A 17,839-nucleotide genomic window follows, 5' to 3' on the forward strand; every position below is an offset into this window, starting at 1 on the left:
TCTTTATCTGCCAATCAGCCGCCCATTCTTGCATCATACGGCCCATCTTCTAACGTATTGCTTACACATACGACGTGTCCCCAGAACAGATCGCCATCATCGAACCAGAATGTAAAATCTTCTTCGGTGAACGTAATCTCCTGAAGTGACAATTGCTTGGCAAAATGGGCTTCGCTCCACTCTTCCTCGTCTTCCTCCAGCCAGCTATCATTTTTAAGCTCGGTCAGCTCTTCAGCAGCAAAAGTACGAATACGTTCATCCCACTCTGTAGCATCATCGAGCAGACGAGTTAGATGATTCAATTGAAGCTGCACCTCTTCACCCTGCTCTATGCTTACCCTTACCGTCTTACCTAGCCACTCGATTGTGCCGCGCAACATATCGCGCCCACGATCCAGTACGAATGTACCGAGACGTTCATGCTCGACTGTTACCTCGAGCGTTTGCTCTGCAAGCCTTCTAGCAAGCTCAGGCTCCTGTGCCGGGTCTACGAGATGATCCAGCTTCAACAGCAGCAAGCGATGATGATCGCGGCGCACCGTCATTTTCCAGATCTGGTTGGCTTCCATAGGGTCGAATAATTGTTCTAGCTGCTCCTGCTCGCCTTTATTAACCAGAATGAATTCGCCCTGCTGCATGTCCGCATGATCCTGTACATGCCATGCTGTCACAGGAATAGTAGCCATCCACGCCTGTTCGTCGCCCATTTTACTGTAAGAAGCGCCATGTGAACCTGTTAACGCAACAATGTTCAGCTCAGCACCAGTAGCAAACAACTGTTGAAATTGCTGAACCTCTTGCATCGTTAATGAATCGGCATCACTCATATAATCACACCTCCACTTTTTCGCCTAAAACCTAAGAAGCTTGAACGCGGTAACGTGTTAAAATATGCGTAACGACTTCATCCGGCGTAAGCAGCGATGTGTCCACAGTCACATGGGCAAAATGATACGCATCTTTGCGCTCTTCCATAATCGTCTGTACGCGTTCTCTTGTATCGCCTGCTAGCAATGGACGATTTGTATCGCCTGCTACACGCCCTACAATATGATCTACATCCGCTGTTAGTGCAACGACCAGCCCTTTGTCAAGCATGATCGCACGGTTCAGCTCACGCAGTACACAGCCGCCCCCCGTCGAAATCACCTGACCTGTTGATTGCAACATTTCTTCCAGTACTTGACTTTCCAGATCACGGAAATACGCTTCACCTTGCGTACGAAAAATTTCCTGTACGGACATTCCCTGTCTCTCAGCAATGATCGTATCCATGTCGATAAGCGGATACGATAGCTGCTCTGCCAGCAGCGTACCTACGGTCGTTTTGCCGGTTCCCATCATACCAACGAGAATGATATTGGAATGCTGAATTTCACTTTCCTGATGCAATCTGCACACCTCTTTCAGCATCTGTTTTATTCCACACATCATACCATATGGGGGGAGGTTGGACAATCCTCTGAGGGCGGATGTGAACTCATTGCTGGATAGGAGCAAGAGACCACTCCGGGAAGGAATAAGGGAACGGGACTCCGGTGGATACAAGAGAATCTACGGATTAGGAGTTTATTGTAGATTCTCTTATATCCAAAATCGCCCTTTTCCCTTATTTCCTTCCCTCCGTTCCGTGCTCGTCCATCAAATGGAGATTCACTTCCTTGAGTGCGTAAGCAAGAAGGGATAAGTTCAAGAAGAGATAAGTTCATCGTAATTGAATAATTGTATGTAAAATAAAGTGGCGGAAGTGAGTTGCTGCTGTGTAGTCCCTTTCATTGTAGTTCGCTTTAGTAGGAAGCAGATCGTATAGTCATTGATGATTATGATTACTTCTCATTTATTAGTGTTCATTTTCAGCTTCTATTTTAGCCTCTATTTTGGCCTCTATTGCTTGGATCCAGTAGTTGAATTCCAGTTGAAGTGTGGTATCGGATGTTGTTTCTTTCATAATGTTAAGGTATGTGCAGATAGTATCGTCGCCCCAATCGATCACGAATAGAGGAATCGAATCGGCGATATCGTGGTGGTAGCTGTTGATGGCATCAGGATAGAGGTTGATTAGACGTTCTATAGCTTGAATTGGATCTGTTGGATTCGTTTGCATGGTATCGATGATGGTATTATATTGTTCGCGTATGTTGATTAGACGGGTTGTGATTGATTGTTGTTGGAGCGTTCCTTCAATCCGAAGGGAATGGTCTGTGAATAGGTGGTGATCGTTGTCTAATGTAACGGTATAGCTCGTATGTATAGTTTCGATTTCTCGGATGCTAAGATGGCTCACTAACTGGGAGATTGCTTGTTTTTGCTGAGTGATTTGTGTTTGATTTGCAGTTAGATTATGTATAGATTCTATATATTGTTTTGCGGCAAATTGGCGAAAATGGTTGTCCCAGTACGGTATATCTGTCTGTAAGGTGGATAAAAACTGTTGCTGCTGTTCACATACGAGTTGCTGGTTCGATCGATGGATGCGTACTCGGACAGAGTGATCGAACCATTTTATGTTACCGATCCAATTATCTCGGTGTGACCATTTGTGTGTGAGGTTAATGTCTGGCATGGCATCTTTATCCTCCTTTATGTACATCGTATAATCATGATTTTCAATACATGTGATCTTCTACTTTGCTCCGAATAGGTTCATTTACTAATTATAATATAAAAAAAAGGAGCGGAAGTGATCCGCTCCTTTCATTTTGGGCTACGAATTGAGCTACGAATGAAGCTGGTAATCGGTTAGATGATCATGCTAGATGATAAACTAACTTTGTCCAATCCGCTTATCGTGCCCATAGATAATCTTACTTCATCCACTCGTAGTGGAATGTACCTTCTTTGTCCACACGTTTGAATGTGTGAGCGCCGAAGTAGTCGCGTTGCGCTTGCAGCAGATTGGCTGGCAGGCGTTCTGTGCGGTAGCTATCAAAGTAAGCCAGTGCGCTGGAGAAACCAGGAACTGGGATACCGTATTTTACAGCGGTAGCAACGACTTCACGCCATGCGTCTTGATAGTTCTCCACGATGTTTTTGAAGTAGTCATCCAGCAGCAGGTTTTTCAGGCCGCCGTCTTTGTCATACGCATCTTTGATATTTTGCAGGAAACGGGAACGAATGATGCAACCACCGCGGAAAATCATCGCGATGTTGCCATATTTCAAATCCCAGCCATGCTCGTCGGAAGCGGCGCGCATTTGTGCAAAACCTTGAGCGTAGGAAACGATTTTGGACGCGTACAGCGCTTTGCGGATCGCTTCGATAAATTCGGCTCTGTCGCCAGCGAATGCTTCGGTTTTTGGACCGCTTAGAATTTTGCTTGCGGCTACGCGCTCTTCTTTGATTGCAGACAGGAAGCGTGCGAATACCGACTCGGTAATCATGGACAGTGGTACGCCCAGATCGAGTGCGCTCTGGCTTGTCCATTTCCCTGTACCTTTTTGACCGGCAGCATCGAGGATCACATCGACCATCGGCTTGCCTGTTTCTTCATCATATTTAGTAAAGATATCGGTTGTAATTTCGATCAGATAGCTGTCCAGCTCGCCTTTGTTCCACTCATCGAAAATGGAATGCAGTTCTTTCGTGTCTGCACCCAGTACAGATGTGAGCAGGTTGTAGGCTTCACCGATCAGCTGCATGTCGCCATACTCGATACCGTTGTGAACCATTTTTACGTAGTGTCCTGCGCCGTCCGGTCCGATATATGTACAGCACGGATCGCCGTTCACATGTGCAGAGATGGAAGTCAGAATAGGCTCAACCAGCTTGTAGGCACTTTCCTGTCCGCCCGGCATAATCGCAGGACCTTTCAGTGCGCCTTCTTCGCCGCCGGATACGCCTGCTCCGATAAAGCGGAAACCTTTTTCCTCCAGCTCTTTGTTACGACGCTGTGTATCAGGGAAATGGGCGTTACCGCCATCAATAATAATGTCGCCTTCATCCAGATGCGGAACCAGTTGCTCAATGGTAGCGTCAGTTGCCGGACCTGCTTGAACCATGATCAGGATTTTGCGCGGTACTTCCAGCGATTGTACGAATTCCTCGATTGAGAACGTACCGACCAGATTTTTACCTTTTGCTTCTTCCAGCAGATCATGTGTCTTTTGCGGGGAGCGGTTAAATACAGATACGCTAAACCCTTTGCTTTCGATGTTAAGAGCCAGGTTCTTACCCATAACGGCAAGACCAACTACACCAATTTGTTGTTTGGACATTTCCGGTTCTCCATCCTTTACATCAGTATTTGTATTTCCTCATTTTGAATCTTTCATGTGAGTTCATTCAACATTTTACATGTTTTATGCATATAAAGAAAGTCCAAAGGCGTGATCCCATGAAAATTCATAAAAACGTTGAATTTTTGCGTAAAATTCTAACTATTTTTACGATTCGCATGTGTATCACGCCTCATATTTTACTTTTCCAAACGAATAAGTTCGAAACGCAGATTTTCCAACATCTTTTTATACGTTTCTACTTTTTCCTGATCGCCTGCTTTTAACGCTTCATTCAAACGATCAAGTAGCTCATCAATTTTGTCTTCGGTGGACGCAATACGCTGTTCGCCCTCCATTGACATATACAGATTTTGCAGTGATTCGCGACTCGGTGTCGACTCCTTCTGATACAAAATCCGTTGCTCAAAGCCGGAAATTTCCACCATTCGAATGACTTCGCCGAACAGAATATTTTCCACCAGAATCTGCTGATCGCGGAAACGTTTAACGATCGCATGCCCCTTCGTATCTCCGATTAGCTTCTCCATCCACTCTGCCAGCCGTGCATCGTGAATCCGATAATCGCCAATCAGCTTGTAGCCTTCCTGATTTTGCTGAAAGCGCAGCTTGGTCATATGATTTTCTGTACGTATCGATACAATAAAGGAGTCATCCGTTTCACGCCAGTATAGAGAGTACCCTTCCTTGATCAAATCGCGGATCAGGTTCTGAATATCACGACGTGCAAAGCGAAGCTCTACATTGCAATACTCTACTTCATAGCTCTTGTTCATGGTAATCCCTCCTTTGTCCCTTATCGTTTATACTCATGCGTGTATAGTTATAATTATGCGTTATATTGTCGTCATGATGCTTGTGAATACTACCATTGCGTCTCATTCGATAAGTGGTGCTTCTGTTTTTACAAGTAGGAACCAATCGACCTCCATATGCAAAAACATGATCATGCTATAAACTAGAAAAATACTGCAAGATGCAGAACTAGCCTGATTATTTTTACCCGTTTGCCTGTTTGTCTAAGCAGCAAACCACCTTCTCACATGTAATCTTCATGAAAATATAGCGACCAGGTATGCTATTATAACTGTGATTGAGATGGAACTTTACGGATTGGAAAGAGAGGTACAACCGCATGACGCATTCAACAACGGAAACGACATTCTCCGGCTTTACCGCCGAAGACTTTGAAGTATTTACGATTGATGGACTGGAACCGCGTATGGAGGCGCTGATCGCTCGTGTTCGCCCCAAGTTAACGGCACTCGGCGAGCTGATTCAGCCGCATCTGGCAACGCTCTGTGGTGAAGAGATGTACGTTCATGTAGCTAAACATGCACGTCGTACCGTGAACCCTCCAAAAGATACATGGGTAGCGTGGGCAGCGAACAAGCGCGGCTATAAAGCATTGCCTCATTTTGAAGTCGGCATGTTCGGTACTCACGTGTTTGTCGTATTTGCGATCATTTACGAAAGTCCACGCAAAGTTGATTTTGGACGCGCGATGGCATCCCAGCTAGATCAAGTGAAACAACATGTACCCCAGCATTATTACTGGTCACCCGACCATATGTCCCCACAGGGAACACCACAAGCTGACCTATCGGACGAACAACTGTTGGACATGGCGAACCGTCTGCAACAGGTGAAAAAGTCTGAAATCATCTGCGGACTGCGTATCGATAAACATGATCCGCTGCTGCGCGATGGTGATGCTTTTGTGCGTCAGGTTGAAGATACATTTCAGCAGTTGCTTCCATTATACCGGATGGCAACGGTCTAATGCTTCGGATACAAGTCTCAATTTACGAGCGATAGACCTATTTTTGTAGTAAATGAAGCAGTCGATAGAGTAGTATACGAATTTGTTTTGGACTGGCTTCGATTGGCTCGATCGTTATCGTCATAAGCTTTCGATATGAAAAATGAAAAGCCGTACCTTTTTGCCTCTCCTACTTATGAGGACAAAAAGGTACGGCTTTTGTGTTAACGAATGTCCGGACGTTGCCGAACCATCATCCAGTGAATCATAAATAGCAGTATCATCGCGGTTGCACTCACATAAAATGGCGCCTGCGGACTGATATCATCCCATAGTTTGCCGGATACAATCGGTCCTAACACGAGACCTGAGCCTTGTAACGTTAAAAATAAGCCCCAGACTGCGCCTTTCTCCTCAGCAGGCACCAGATTCGCCAGCAGCGAATTCCATGCCGGCAAAATCATCGCATAACTAAAGCCTGCACATAACACAAACACCCATATCCACGGCAATGCATGCGTGGATGCCAGACCGAGCAGCGCGGTCGCTGCCAGTAAAAACCCACTGCGTAAAAACAGCTTACTGCCCACGCGATCAATGAGCCGACCTGCCGGAATAAGTCCAAGCACGGTAACGGCACCGCCACCAATTAGTAAGGCATTAAAATAAGCCGGTGTGAGTCCCAGCTCACTCACTACATATAATGTAATGATCGGTGTGAGTACCCCCAGCGCAAATGACTGCATAAACAATGCCGGATATAGTAGCGGATGAATATTCAGCGAACGCATCAGCTGTACATAATAATGCAAACGACTCTCCCCTGGCTTGCGCACATAAGTAGGAGCGATCGGAGCATCATCGTCCGTATGATTCGATTGGGTGCTGTCAGCGTTCGTAGGAACAATCGATTGGCCTCGCTTCGTGCGTCCAGGCAAAAATAGAGCAACCACGACGACTACGATCATACAGAGCAGCAGCATACCGAATGAAAACGTATAGGAATCTCCACTCAGCCAGTTCATCACAACCGGTCCCAAACCCGCTCCACCGAGTGAAGCAATTTCAATAATGCCCATATGCGTTCCATAGTTACCGGTTTCGCTGGAAATATCAGTAATTTTGGACATGACGCAAGGCCATAGCGGCGCACTGCCAATTCCCATCGTCGCACAGGCAACGATCAGCCAGCCCGGATGCTGCACGGTCGACATGACAATCACTGCCGTCAGAATGAGCAGCATCCCGAGCGTCATCGTAAGACGAAAGCCAAGCCGCTCTGCCATCCATCCTGCTGGACTGCGCAGCGCATTATCGCCGATATATTGAGAAGCAAAGGCAATTCCGATCGCAAACGCAGGCAATCCGAGCCGATGCCCCATATAAAGAGGCAGCAGCGTAACGAGCAAGCCCCCTTTTACAAATTCCACAAAAAAAATCAACAACCATAAATACACAAATAATAGCCGGTTATTTCTTCCGGTCTTAGCTGTAGCGTTATAACGAATGGAAGACATTGGGTACTCCCTTCAGCAGTACGGATTTCATCGTATCCCTGCCTTATTGTATCACAGACGAACTTCGATTCAGCAAGTTTTGTACGTGTTATTACCCGAATGAGATGAACAACTTTTGCCCTGTATGATGCCATTTTTGACACATCTCCAAAATCTGACACAAGATAACTATTGCATTCGTCACTCTTTTTGCTATACTCATTTTTGTTTGGTTTTTAAATAATGGACTTTTACTCCAATTTCGAAAGGTTGTGACAGCTTAAAATGGATCATACGCAAACCCCGCTTTTCACTGCGCTCAAGCAGCATGCGGCCAGCAATCCCGTTCAATTTCACATTCCGGGACATAAAAAAGGACTCGGCAGTGATCAGGAGTTCAGAGAGTTTATTGGCGACGATGCTCTTTCCATAGATCTGATCAACATCGCGCCACTCGACGATCTTCACCAGCCGATGGGGGTTATAGAGAGGGCGCAGAAGCTCGCAGCCGATGCATTCGGTTCGGACTATACGTACTTCTCTGTACAAGGCACTAGCAGTGTGATCATGACGATGATCATGGCAGTCTGCTCGCCGGGCGATAAAATTATCGTACCGCGTAACGTGCATAAATCGGTTATGGCAGCCATTATTTTTGCGGGTGCCAAGCCTATTTTCGTCTCGCCTGTGCGCGACGAAAACCTCGGAATCGATCACGGTATTACGACAGCATCTGTACGCCGTGCACTCGATCGCCATCCTGACGCCAAAGGCGTACTGGTTATCAACCCGACCTATTTCGGTGTATGCGCCGATCTAAAGGAAATTGTTGAACTGGCTCATAGCCGTGGGGTACCTGTGCTTGTTGATGAAGCACACGGCGTTCTGATTCATTTTCATGAAAATCTGCCCGTATCCGCAATGGCGGCCGGAGCCGATATGGCTGCGACCAGCGTACATAAGCTGGGCGGCTCGATGACACAAAGCTCTGTGCTCAATGTCAATGTGAAAAACGGACACGTGAACCCGCAACGGGTTCAAACGATCATCAGTATGCTGACGACTACGTCAACTTCATATATTTTGCTTGCGTCTCTGGACACCTCGCGCCGTAATCTGGCACTAAATGGTCATGAGATCGCAGAGCGAGCAATCGCAATGGCCCAAAATACACGTCAACGAATTAATGAGATCGAAGGACTGTACTGCTTTGGCGAGGAATTGCTCGGCGGCGAAGCAACATTTAACTACGATCCAACCAAGTTGACGATTCATATTCGTCATCTGGGCATTACTGGTTATGATGCAGAGAACTGGCTACGCGAGCATTACAATCTGGAAATTGAGATGAGCGATATGTACAATATCCTCTGTCTGGTCACACCAGGTGATACGGAAGATAGCGTGAATACGCTCGTGACCGCACTGACACAAATGTCGGCTGAATTCCACGGTTCCGGTCGTGAGATCAAAGAACTTGTGGTGAAGATTCCAGAGATTCCGCAGCTTGCGCTCACACCGCGTGATGCATTTTACGGTGATACCGAAATTATACCGCTGGCTGACGCAGCCGAGCGGATCATTGCTGAGTTCATTTATGTGTATCCACCCGGCATTCCGATCCTGCTGCCAGGCGAAGTCATTTCACAGGAAAATATCGACTATATTACCGATCATGTGAAAGTGGGTCTGCCGGTTAAAGGCCCGGAAGATCGTACCGTGCGCAATGTAAAAGTTATCGTTGAAGCGGACGCCATCTCCTGATGAAACTCACAAAGTAACTATGTATTGCATGCTAAATTCGACCTCATATGTACCGAAATGAGCATGAATCGTTACGGCACGAACGGCACGAACGGCTCGAGCGTTATAACCGACCGGTAATAGCTACTGTTATATGTAGGCTGTGCTAACATGATCATCTGCCATACGAACGAAAAGGGAGCCTCATCCATATGGATGAAGCTCCCTTTGTTCGTTATGATGACTGCTCTTCTTCAAGCTAACCGCTTGATCAAGAACATAGGAGAAAGAAGTCGCTCTTGTGTGCGATTAGCCTTCTTCGGAATGGGCAACAAGCTCTTCGTAAGCTTGCTCAACCGCTTTCCATTCTGCTTCGTCTTCGATGTTAGCCAGTACCATGCCGTCCTCTTCTTCTTCCAGACGCATGATGTAGCCATCCGCTTCCGGATTGCCACGCTCAAGCAGCAGTGCATACAGTTTCTCGCCTACATCAAATGTTTCAACGAGTACCATTTCCACATCGTTGCCATCTTCGTCTGTCAGCGTCAGTGTAAGCTCTTCGTGCTCGTGGTCATCGTGGTTGCAATTCTCATCGTGTACGTGTTGATCGCTCATGATATAACCTACCTTCATATAGTTTGGATATGATATCTTTACACTTGCGCACATCCCGCATGAATCCAGTTGTGCGATGGAGCGCTAGGGAGCAGATTCTCCCAACGCCCGGCTCCGCTTCAATTCGGAGCGTCGTCCCTGTCCGAAAGCTAAAAATAACACCTGTGTATCGTACCACTTTACCTACTACAGGTCAATTGAACGATAGCATAGAATACCGTTGTATTTACCGACCTGTAAGGCAGGCACAGACGACGGATGAGCCACTCTATAAACCATATAGAGATGACAGATGAGCTACGGTTAGCGGTCACTATAAATTTACCCGATATCGGCCGCTGGGCTTCACAAAAATCACATTTTATCGAATCACGTGTTAGACATTTATGAACGCTGTCAATGCGTCCTTTGCTCTTCTTTGCTTCTCGTCATAAAGGATAGCTTACATGTAGACAACATATACAGACTGGCTTATACGTTTGACTGTGGACGCATTAATTAAGCGCCGTAATTACTTTTTGCGAAACGAGTGTGTAGTCGCTGGCACCAAGCTTTTTCATATAAAATCCAACTGTATACTGACCTGTCGTGGCAAAATTATACGTAAAATCATACGTTCGGAACCAGAAGTTGTCCTTTTGCTGCGAAATCGTTTGGCTTTGGATTTCTTTTTGATCACCGGAAGGATCGGTAATTGCTACTTTAACCGCTGCAATATCAGTCTTCAAATTGTCCACCTGTGTGAACACATTAAATTTCACTTTCCCTTTGTTCACATTCCCAAACGCGGTATCCCCTTTGAACAGGAAAATATGTACATTCGGCTTGTACAACTTAACGGTTTTTGCATCATTATCAAAATCCACCAGCCCATCCATCTCGCGCAGCGGAACATACGTCTTACCATCAATGATGTAGGAGCCACCATCGACTTCACTGCCGTTAATCCAGACCCGTACCTGCTGGTAAGCAGCATCCGCAAACAGCACTGAACTTCCCATCAAAAAGAAAGCCAGGGTGAAGGATACCACTATTTTCCATTTTATCATACTGCTCCTCCTTCGACTATATGCCAAGCCTGACAACAGGCTGATCTTCTATACATGTATACTCTTACGCAGCCGTTGTGTTGCGGTAAAAATATTGTAACCTTTTCGGCATACATGTATACGATCCTCTGGCACGAACGACATATTATGGTATGTGGCTAGCTTAGTAGTTTTATTGTATCCAGAAGGTGGATGTTCGGCTAGAGCTTTTTATTCCAATTTTATGTAATATTAAAGCAGAGCAAAGCGTATTCACACTGATCGGTTTCTACATTTTATTTCATCACATCGTTAGGAGAGAATAGGATGAAACGGTTTAAGCTTTTGTTAGTTGTGCTAATAGTTACCTTTGTCGGTATTCCCCATTCCACTTATGCTCAATCTGCTCTAAAAGCGTCTTCGCCACCTATTTTAAAAATTAATCAGTATTATATTTTGTTCACCTACCCTACTTCGCCTTATGTAGATCAAAATAACCGTTTACTTGTGCCATTGCGTTCGTTAAGTGATCTATTAGGAGCTAAAGTAGCTTATGATGCAGGTACAAAAAAAGCTACAATTGATCTTGATGGACATCAACTAATATTGACTCTAAACTCCAAAGATGCCCTGGTAGATCAGCAAGTAAAACATATGGACACCGTGCCAGTCCAAAAACAAAACTCGCTATTTGTACCACTTAAAGTCATGATCGATTATTTGGCAGTGAATGGAACTTATCATGCAGACACCAAAGTGATTGAATTAAATGATTCTAAGTATATGAAAAACACACCTCATTTGACGGAAGAAACTCAAGACAGAGCGAAATTAGATGAAGACCAAAATGCTTTTAGTATCACTTCATATCAAGTAAATGTAGGCAAAACAAACCAAAAAGGGATTTGGACAGGTAGTTTTACTTACCAGGCTAAAAATATTACAGGGCATACGATAGCTCAAGGCAAAGAAGATGTTCACTCTGTAGTTTTACTTGCCAATGGTAATACACAGGTCGAAGTCTATAATTATATGCGAGAAAAACATAAGGCAGTGTCAGCTGAAGAGTCCATTACCAAAACACAGAACTTGATAGGTAATGCTGACCTTGCTTATATTATCGTTAAACCGTATGCAGTGAAATAAATTAATCCGTAGCTTGCATATACTCAAACCATTAAAAGCTTTCGCTCTGTCTGATCGCTCGATCAGCAGCCGAAAGCTTTTTTATTTGCTTTATTTACGGTATGAGTTCACGTACCCATTCTACATCAATCAACAAAACTAATCCCTGGCTTGATCACAACTCCCCATCTGGCGTATGGTATGGTTACTACATCATATCTATTACTACATCTCATCAGGAGGTTTATTATGTCCATCCAATTGCAAATGTTAGGCACAGGCAATGCTTTTGCCAAAAAATATTACAACAACAATGCACTCGTTCATGCGGATGATTACACGTTAATGATCGACTGCGGCATTACCGCGCCGCTGGCGCTGCATGAGCTGGGCATCGAGCTGGATACGATCGATGCGATTCTGGTGTCACATATTCACGGTGATCATGTCGGCGGTCTGGAGGAGATTGGGTTCCGGGGTTATTTTGTACATCAGCGCAAGCCGGTGCTCTATATTGCCAGTACGCTCATCTCACCGTTATGGGATCATACACTCAGTGGTGGGATGACGCAGGACGGCATTTCATCGATCGATGATATTTTCGATGTGCGTCCGCTCGTGCCGGAGCAGCCTGTTCAGCTGGCACCCGGTCTGAAAATTGAACTTATCCAAACGCCACATATCGAAGGAAAGTACAGCTACTCGATCCTGATCAATGACACGATCTTTTACAGTGCAGATATGAAGTTCCAGCCCCAGTTGTTAGAACATTTAGTACGCGAACGTGGCGTACACACGATTTTGCATGATTGCCAGCTCTATCCGCCGGGTATTGTACATACGACGCTGGAAGAGCTGCTGAGCCTGCCTGACGATGTACGCAGTAAAGTCAAGCTAATGCACTACAACGATACTAAAGACGATTTTGTCGGCAAAACAGGCGAGATGGAATTTGTCGAGCAACATAAGACGTATACATTACCCCAATAAAGGGAACTTAAAAGCGCAGGCATGGATTGGTTGATATGCGATATTGTCAATAAGTCCGTGCCTGTCTATCTAACTACGGGCTTCTCTCTTCCTGTATTTCATTTCCATCAACGAACGATCCCATTGCTTGAATCATCGCTACACAACTCAGCACAGTCAATTTCATAGACAAGGCGGTGGCCGCATGTATCGTAATTTAAACACAGGTGTGATCGAAGTTGAGAACGAACTTACCCGTACCGAAGCGCAGGAGATTGCTGGGATGAACTCGATCCATACGCTGCAATTTGCATCTGCGCTGCACGAGGACAGTTACCAGCATATTCATGAACTTGTACTGCCTTCGTGCCCACAGCTAACTGTACGGGCATATCATTTTCACAATCAGGTGTGTGATCTAGCGTTTGTGAAGCAACTACCGGAGCTACGACAATTGAAGATCCGGTGTGATGGCCAGTTTGATCATCTGGATGCGCTGGCATCGCTCGATCAATTGCAAAAGCTGAATTTACGTTTATCCCAACTGGACCGCTTTGATATTTTGCAACAGATCAACCCAGCGCTCCAATCGCTCACACTCGGTAAGACAGCCTCAAAGAAGCCCTCCCTACAAGGAATTTCTCGTTTTACCGAGTTAAAAGAGCTGACGATTGAAGGTCATCATAAACATATAGACGAGCTTGCACGGCTCCAGCATTTGCACAAGCTCAGTTTGCGTTATATGACATTGCCGAATCTGGACTTTTTGCTAGAACTGACAGAACTATGGTCGTTACAACTCCATCTGGGCGGCACCACTCAGCTGGATGCACTCGGTAAGCTTTCACAATTGAAATCGATCGATCTAGCGCAAATCCGCGGATTGGAACAGCTGGATTTCCTGTCGACGATGACCAGTCTGCAATTCATTCAAATCGGTGCGATGCCGCATATTCATGAACTGCCTCCGCTTCATCTGCTTCATCATTTACGCAAAATCGAGCTGTACAATATGAAAGGATTGCGTAAGCTGGATCAGCTACAAACCGCTCCTGCCTTAACGGAATTCGTCCAGCGCGAAGCATGGGAAATGGAAGCGGATGATTATATCCCTTTACTGGAAAACCCAGCGCTTGAGCGCGCCTATGTACATCTGCGCAATGAGAAAAAATGGACTCGATTTCAGCATTTGCTAAAACATTATGGCAAAAAGGATGCGTCTACCGAGCAAGTCGCCCAGCGCACCAGCTGGTTCGGAATCGATTTCCCGTTTGAATAATACGCTCAATATACTATAGGGTAAATAGGATATGGAGCAGATGACGTATTTCGCATTTCCGCGTCCTTATCACAAAAAGCCAGATGCCTTTCAAAAGAATCCACTCTTTTGAATGCAGCATCTGGCTTTTTCATGTACATCTGATCTCGTTGAGCATAATATTTCGTTACTTTACACTATAGTATTGGGGTTTGGTTTACGGTATGGTTTACGGTTTGGTTGGGTTCGCTGTATGATTTGTCGCTCAATTTATTGTCTTATCCATACTGGAATTCATCCAACGATAAAGGAAATCATCGTTTGATATTTTCATTCTGTTGAACGAGCAAGCACCAATACATTCATTAATACCCAGCCTGCTGCAACGCCTCATTAAGCTGTTTGAGATGCTGATCCAGCATCTCTTCTGTATATTTGCCCTGTCCAAAATTAACTAGCGCACGTAGTGGCATAAATCGCGTCATCGCAAGCAACATATCAGGTTGATCTCCCATCATTTCGTTCAACCCGGAACGCTTTATCAGCTGTTCAGCGATCGACTTTGTAGCCGGATTGGCTGCAATATCACCGATGGTCGTATTGCGATGAAATACCTGTTTTAATTTGACCGTAGATTCCACTTCAATCGTCTGCTGTAGTCGAATATCGCGCGAGGAAGCACCGATACGAAGCTCATACTCTCCCGATTCCACATGCCAATCATGCAGCTCGGTATCATAGTAAGCAAAAGCACGCTTATCCAGCGTAAAATGAACCGTCTTGCTCTCGCCTGGTTCCAGTGCCACTTTCGCAAAGCCTTTTAGCTCTTGCTCCGGGCGAATCACCATGCTCTCTGGATCATGCACATACAGCTGTACAATTTCCTGTCCTGCGCGAGCACCATCATTACGTACCGTCACCTGAACGTTTACGGTATCCCTATCCGTCATGGTTGTACGATCCACTTGCAGCTCATCATACGCAAACGATGTGTAGCTCAGTCCATAGCCAAATGGGAATAGAGGTTCAATCTGTTTCGTATCATAATACCGATAACCGACAAAGATCCCTTCACGATATTCTACCCGATCGCCTTCACCCGGAAAGTTCAGGAACGATGGATTATCGCTTAACTTCACCGGAAACGTCTCTGGCAGCTTACCGCTTGGATTAATTTTACCAAATAACAAATCAGCCACAGCTCCGCCACCTGCCTGACCTCCAAGATAGCCTTCCAATACTGCGCTCGTCTGACTTAGCCAGGGCATCGTGACGGGTGAGCCATTACTGAGCACAACGACCAGATTGGCTTGCACGGCAGCAAGTTGTTCGATGAGATGCTGATGATTGAGCGGAAGCTCCAGATGGGTACGATCATAGCCCTCAGATTCATAACGATCCGGCAAGCCGGTAAACAAAATAACGACATCTGCTTCCCTGGCAACCTCCACTGCTTTCTGCACCAGCTCATCTTTGATATCATCGCTATCCAGATCATACCCGGGCGCATAGGTCACTTCGGCATCATCACCAACCAGCTTGCGAATTTCGTCCAATGCTTTATCCAGTTGTGTTGGATGAATATGGGAGCTACCACTACCTTGATAACGAGGTTTCACGGCAAATTCACCGATAACCGCGATCCGACCTTGTTGTTTGGATAATGGCAGCAAATCATTATCATTTTTGAGTAGTACCATACTTTCCGCAGCTATACGGCGTGCCAGTCTATGATGTTCATCTGGATCAAATGTTGCATTCGGTTTTTGCAGCTCTGTCGCTTGCAAGACAAAGCGCAATAATTGCTCTACCGCCTGATCCAACACCTGTTCATCCAGCTTGCCTGCTTTGACAGCAGCAACGATCTTTGCATCCCCGATACCGCCGCTAGCAGGCATTTCCAGCTCCAGTCCTGCTTTGAGCGCATCGACACGCTCATTGACAGCCCCCCAATCTGATACGACAAAACCTTCAAAACCCCATTCACGGCGTAAAATATCAGTGAGCAAATATTCATTTTCTCCGGTATATGTACCGTTAAGCTTGTTGTACGAGCACATAACCGTCCACGGTTTGCCTTGCTTAACCGCCCCTTCAAAGCTCGCCAGATAAATTTCACGCAGCGTCCGCTCGTCGACAATCGTATCTACCGACATCCGCCGCTCTTCCTGATTGTTAGCGGCAAAATGCTTAAGCGATGTACCTACATGCTGGCTCTGTACACCCTGTATATGGCTTGCTGCCAACTCAGATGATAAATACGGGTCTTCAGAAAAATATTCAAAATTCCGTCCGCAAAGCGGCGAACGTTTAATATTAGTGCCTGGTCCAAGCACAATAGCAACCTGCTCTGCCTGTGCTTCTTCGCCGATCGCCTGTCCAACCTCATGTAGCAGATCACGGTTCCATGATGCAGCAAGACCAGCAGCAGTCGGGAAGCAAGTCGCTGGAACACTTTCGCCCAAGCCGAGATGATCTCCGCTGCCACTTTGCTTACGCAATCCATGCGGTCCATCGGTCAAAGTAACGGCTGGAATATCAAGCCGCTCAATAGGCTGCGTATGCCAGAAATCAGCACCTGAACAAAGGCTTGCTTTTTCCTCCAACGTCATTTGACTGATTAGTTCAGCAATATTCCTTGTATTTTGTGTAGATGGTGTAGATGGCTTCTCATGCGAATGATCGTTTGACATCGGATGATGCACTCCTCTCCAAATGGCATCAGATGATTCCACTTTGTACGTTATATAACGGAATTATGATGCTTAATACTGTACTGTACGTTTATCCAACGGTACGACATAGCTTCACCAGCATGCTCAATCCTAATAAGCCAGCAAGCGATCCTTCGTATATTACCCCAAAAAGATATCCTCATAAACGAAGTTTATGTTCAAGATCGTGAAGTCCATACTTGAAAAGGAACATTTGTTCGTATATAATGAATGTAAATACAAGAACAAATGTTCGGATTAGAGGGATGATTATGCTAGCTAACCATATTGGAGAATTGCTTGAAATTGTATATATAGACCAGGCTGGTAAGTTGTCGCAGCGTCGCATTGAGATTAAGCATATTCGTAATGGACTAGTATATGCAGATTGCCTGCGTTCTGGTGAACCGCGCACATTCAAGCTGGAAAATATTCTTGCCTGGCAACCTTCCAAAGCGATACGTCCGACGATTTCCGTGAAGCAACTTGCCGCTATGACAGCGGAGAGAGCAGACAAATCCTCTTCCGCTACGGGAGTAGCCGTTAACACATCATCAGCTACTCAATTGAATGTTTCCCCACCATCTTACCGGGCAAACAACAATAAACGCAGTCCTATGGCTCGGTCTGCTGCTCCAACAACACGTTCGCAGGTGACAGGAGTACGAACACAGCAACCTGCGCTACGTTCATCCGCTTCTGCTGCAACCGTTTCTCATGTCTCTTAATATCAACGATGATAACGTAGCAACTAAGTAAACTAATGATCTGCAAATAACAGGATGCAGATCAGCAATATCTATATCTATATCTATATCTACACCTACACCTACACCTACACCTACACCTACACCTACACCTACACCTACACCTACACCTACACCTACACCTACA

At 45.6% G+C, this 17,839-nt stretch carries 16 protein-coding genes; 6 read left to right on the plus strand and 10 right to left on the minus strand.

Annotated features, from left to right (window positions below; genetic code table 11):
* Positions 1–14 precede the first annotated feature (14 nt).
* The 5 genes from AAHF22_RS19495 to AAHF22_RS19515 all read right to left on the minus strand — a co-directional run bounded on the left by AAHF22_RS19495 (position 15) and on the right by AAHF22_RS19515 (position 5,011).
* Positions 15–827 (minus strand): DUF2262 domain-containing protein, encoded by an 813-nt coding sequence (locus AAHF22_RS19495; protein WP_347326681.1) that lies wholly within the window; start codon positions 825–827, stop codon positions 15–17.
* Positions 828–858: 31 nt separating this feature from the next.
* Positions 859–1,392 (minus strand): shikimate kinase, encoded by a 534-nt coding sequence (locus AAHF22_RS19500; protein WP_347326682.1) that lies wholly within the window; start codon positions 1,390–1,392, stop codon positions 859–861.
* 448 nt (positions 1,393–1,840) lie between these two features.
* Complete coding sequence (locus tag AAHF22_RS19505; RefSeq protein WP_347326683.1) at positions 1,841–2,563, minus strand: hypothetical protein; 723 nt, start codon at positions 2,561–2,563, stop codon at positions 1,841–1,843.
* Positions 2,564–2,804: 241 nt separating this feature from the next.
* On the minus strand, positions 2,805–4,214 hold the full coding sequence (gnd, locus tag AAHF22_RS19510) for an NADP-dependent phosphogluconate dehydrogenase (protein WP_347326684.1): 1,410 nt from the start codon (positions 4,212–4,214) through the stop codon (positions 2,805–2,807).
* Positions 4,215–4,414: 200 nt separating this feature from the next.
* Positions 4,415–5,011: a hypothetical protein gene (locus tag AAHF22_RS19515; RefSeq protein WP_347326685.1), complete on the minus strand. Its 597-nt coding sequence runs from the start codon at positions 5,009–5,011 to the stop codon at positions 4,415–4,417.
* Positions 5,012–5,370: 359 nt separating this feature from the next.
* Between AAHF22_RS19515 and AAHF22_RS19520 the strand changes: the two genes are divergently transcribed.
* Positions 5,371–6,018 carry a YktB family protein gene (locus tag AAHF22_RS19520; RefSeq protein ID WP_347326686.1) on the plus strand — a complete coding sequence of 216 codons (648 nt, stop codon included), beginning with the start codon at positions 5,371–5,373 and terminating at the stop codon, positions 6,016–6,018.
* 203 nt (positions 6,019–6,221) lie between these two features.
* Here the strand turns inward: AAHF22_RS19520 and AAHF22_RS19525 are convergent, their stop codons facing one another.
* Positions 6,222–7,514 carry an MFS transporter gene (locus AAHF22_RS19525; protein ID WP_347326687.1) on the minus strand — a complete coding sequence of 431 codons (1,293 nt, stop codon included), beginning with the start codon at positions 7,512–7,514 and terminating at the stop codon, positions 6,222–6,224.
* Between the two features lie 264 nt (positions 7,515–7,778).
* On the opposite strand from AAHF22_RS19525, the gene AAHF22_RS19530 reads away from it, so the two are divergent.
* On the plus strand, positions 7,779–9,257 hold the full coding sequence (locus AAHF22_RS19530) for an aminotransferase class I/II-fold pyridoxal phosphate-dependent enzyme (RefSeq protein WP_347326688.1): 1,479 nt from the start codon (positions 7,779–7,781) through the stop codon (positions 9,255–9,257).
* A 288-nt stretch (positions 9,258–9,545) separates the two neighbouring features.
* Here the strand turns inward: AAHF22_RS19530 and AAHF22_RS19535 are convergent, their stop codons facing one another.
* Positions 9,546–9,851 carry a DUF1292 domain-containing protein gene (locus AAHF22_RS19535; protein WP_347326689.1) on the minus strand — a complete coding sequence of 102 codons (306 nt, stop codon included), beginning with the start codon at positions 9,849–9,851 and terminating at the stop codon, positions 9,546–9,548.
* 494 nt (positions 9,852–10,345) lie between these two features.
* Complete coding sequence (locus AAHF22_RS19540) at positions 10,346–10,897, minus strand: stalk domain-containing protein (RefSeq protein WP_347326701.1); 552 nt, start codon at positions 10,895–10,897, stop codon at positions 10,346–10,348.
* A gap of 309 nt (positions 10,898–11,206) precedes the next feature.
* Between AAHF22_RS19540 and AAHF22_RS19545 the strand changes: the two genes are divergently transcribed.
* The 3 genes from AAHF22_RS19545 (at position 11,207) to AAHF22_RS19555 (ending at position 14,252) form a co-directional block, all read left to right on the plus strand.
* Complete coding sequence (locus AAHF22_RS19545) at positions 11,207–12,025, plus strand: copper amine oxidase N-terminal domain-containing protein (protein WP_347326690.1); 819 nt, start codon at positions 11,207–11,209, stop codon at positions 12,023–12,025.
* A gap of 228 nt (positions 12,026–12,253) precedes the next feature.
* The gene (locus tag AAHF22_RS19550; RefSeq protein ID WP_347326691.1) at positions 12,254–12,994 is read left to right on the plus strand and encodes an MBL fold metallo-hydrolase; all 741 of its coding nucleotides are present in this window, start codon (positions 12,254–12,256) and stop codon (positions 12,992–12,994) included.
* A gap of 184 nt (positions 12,995–13,178) precedes the next feature.
* Entirely contained in the window at positions 13,179–14,252 is a 1,074-nt protein-coding gene (locus tag AAHF22_RS19555; protein ID WP_347326692.1) for a leucine-rich repeat domain-containing protein, read from the plus strand.
* Between the two features lie 344 nt (positions 14,253–14,596).
* Here the strand turns inward: AAHF22_RS19555 and AAHF22_RS19560 are convergent, their stop codons facing one another.
* Positions 14,597–16,924 (minus strand): glycoside hydrolase family 3 C-terminal domain-containing protein, encoded by a 2,328-nt coding sequence (locus AAHF22_RS19560; RefSeq protein ID WP_347326693.1) that lies wholly within the window; start codon positions 16,922–16,924, stop codon positions 14,597–14,599.
* 293 nt (positions 16,925–17,217) lie between these two features.
* Here AAHF22_RS19560 and AAHF22_RS19565 point away from each other — a divergent pair, with 293 nt between their 5' ends.
* Positions 17,218–17,673: a hypothetical protein gene (locus AAHF22_RS19565; RefSeq protein ID WP_347326694.1), complete on the plus strand. Its 456-nt coding sequence runs from the start codon at positions 17,218–17,220 to the stop codon at positions 17,671–17,673.
* On the opposite strand, the gene AAHF22_RS19570 is transcribed toward AAHF22_RS19565, so the two are convergent.
* The coding region (locus AAHF22_RS19570; RefSeq protein ID WP_347326695.1) for a hypothetical protein at positions 17,635–17,839 on the minus strand (205 nt) is incomplete at its 5' end. The genes AAHF22_RS19565 and AAHF22_RS19570 overlap by 39 nt on opposite strands.

The organism is Paenibacillus wenxiniae (assembly GCF_039822605.1).
In the GTDB taxonomy this organism is placed as follows: domain Bacteria; phylum Bacillota; class Bacilli; order Paenibacillales; family Paenibacillaceae; genus Saccharibacillus; species Saccharibacillus wenxiniae.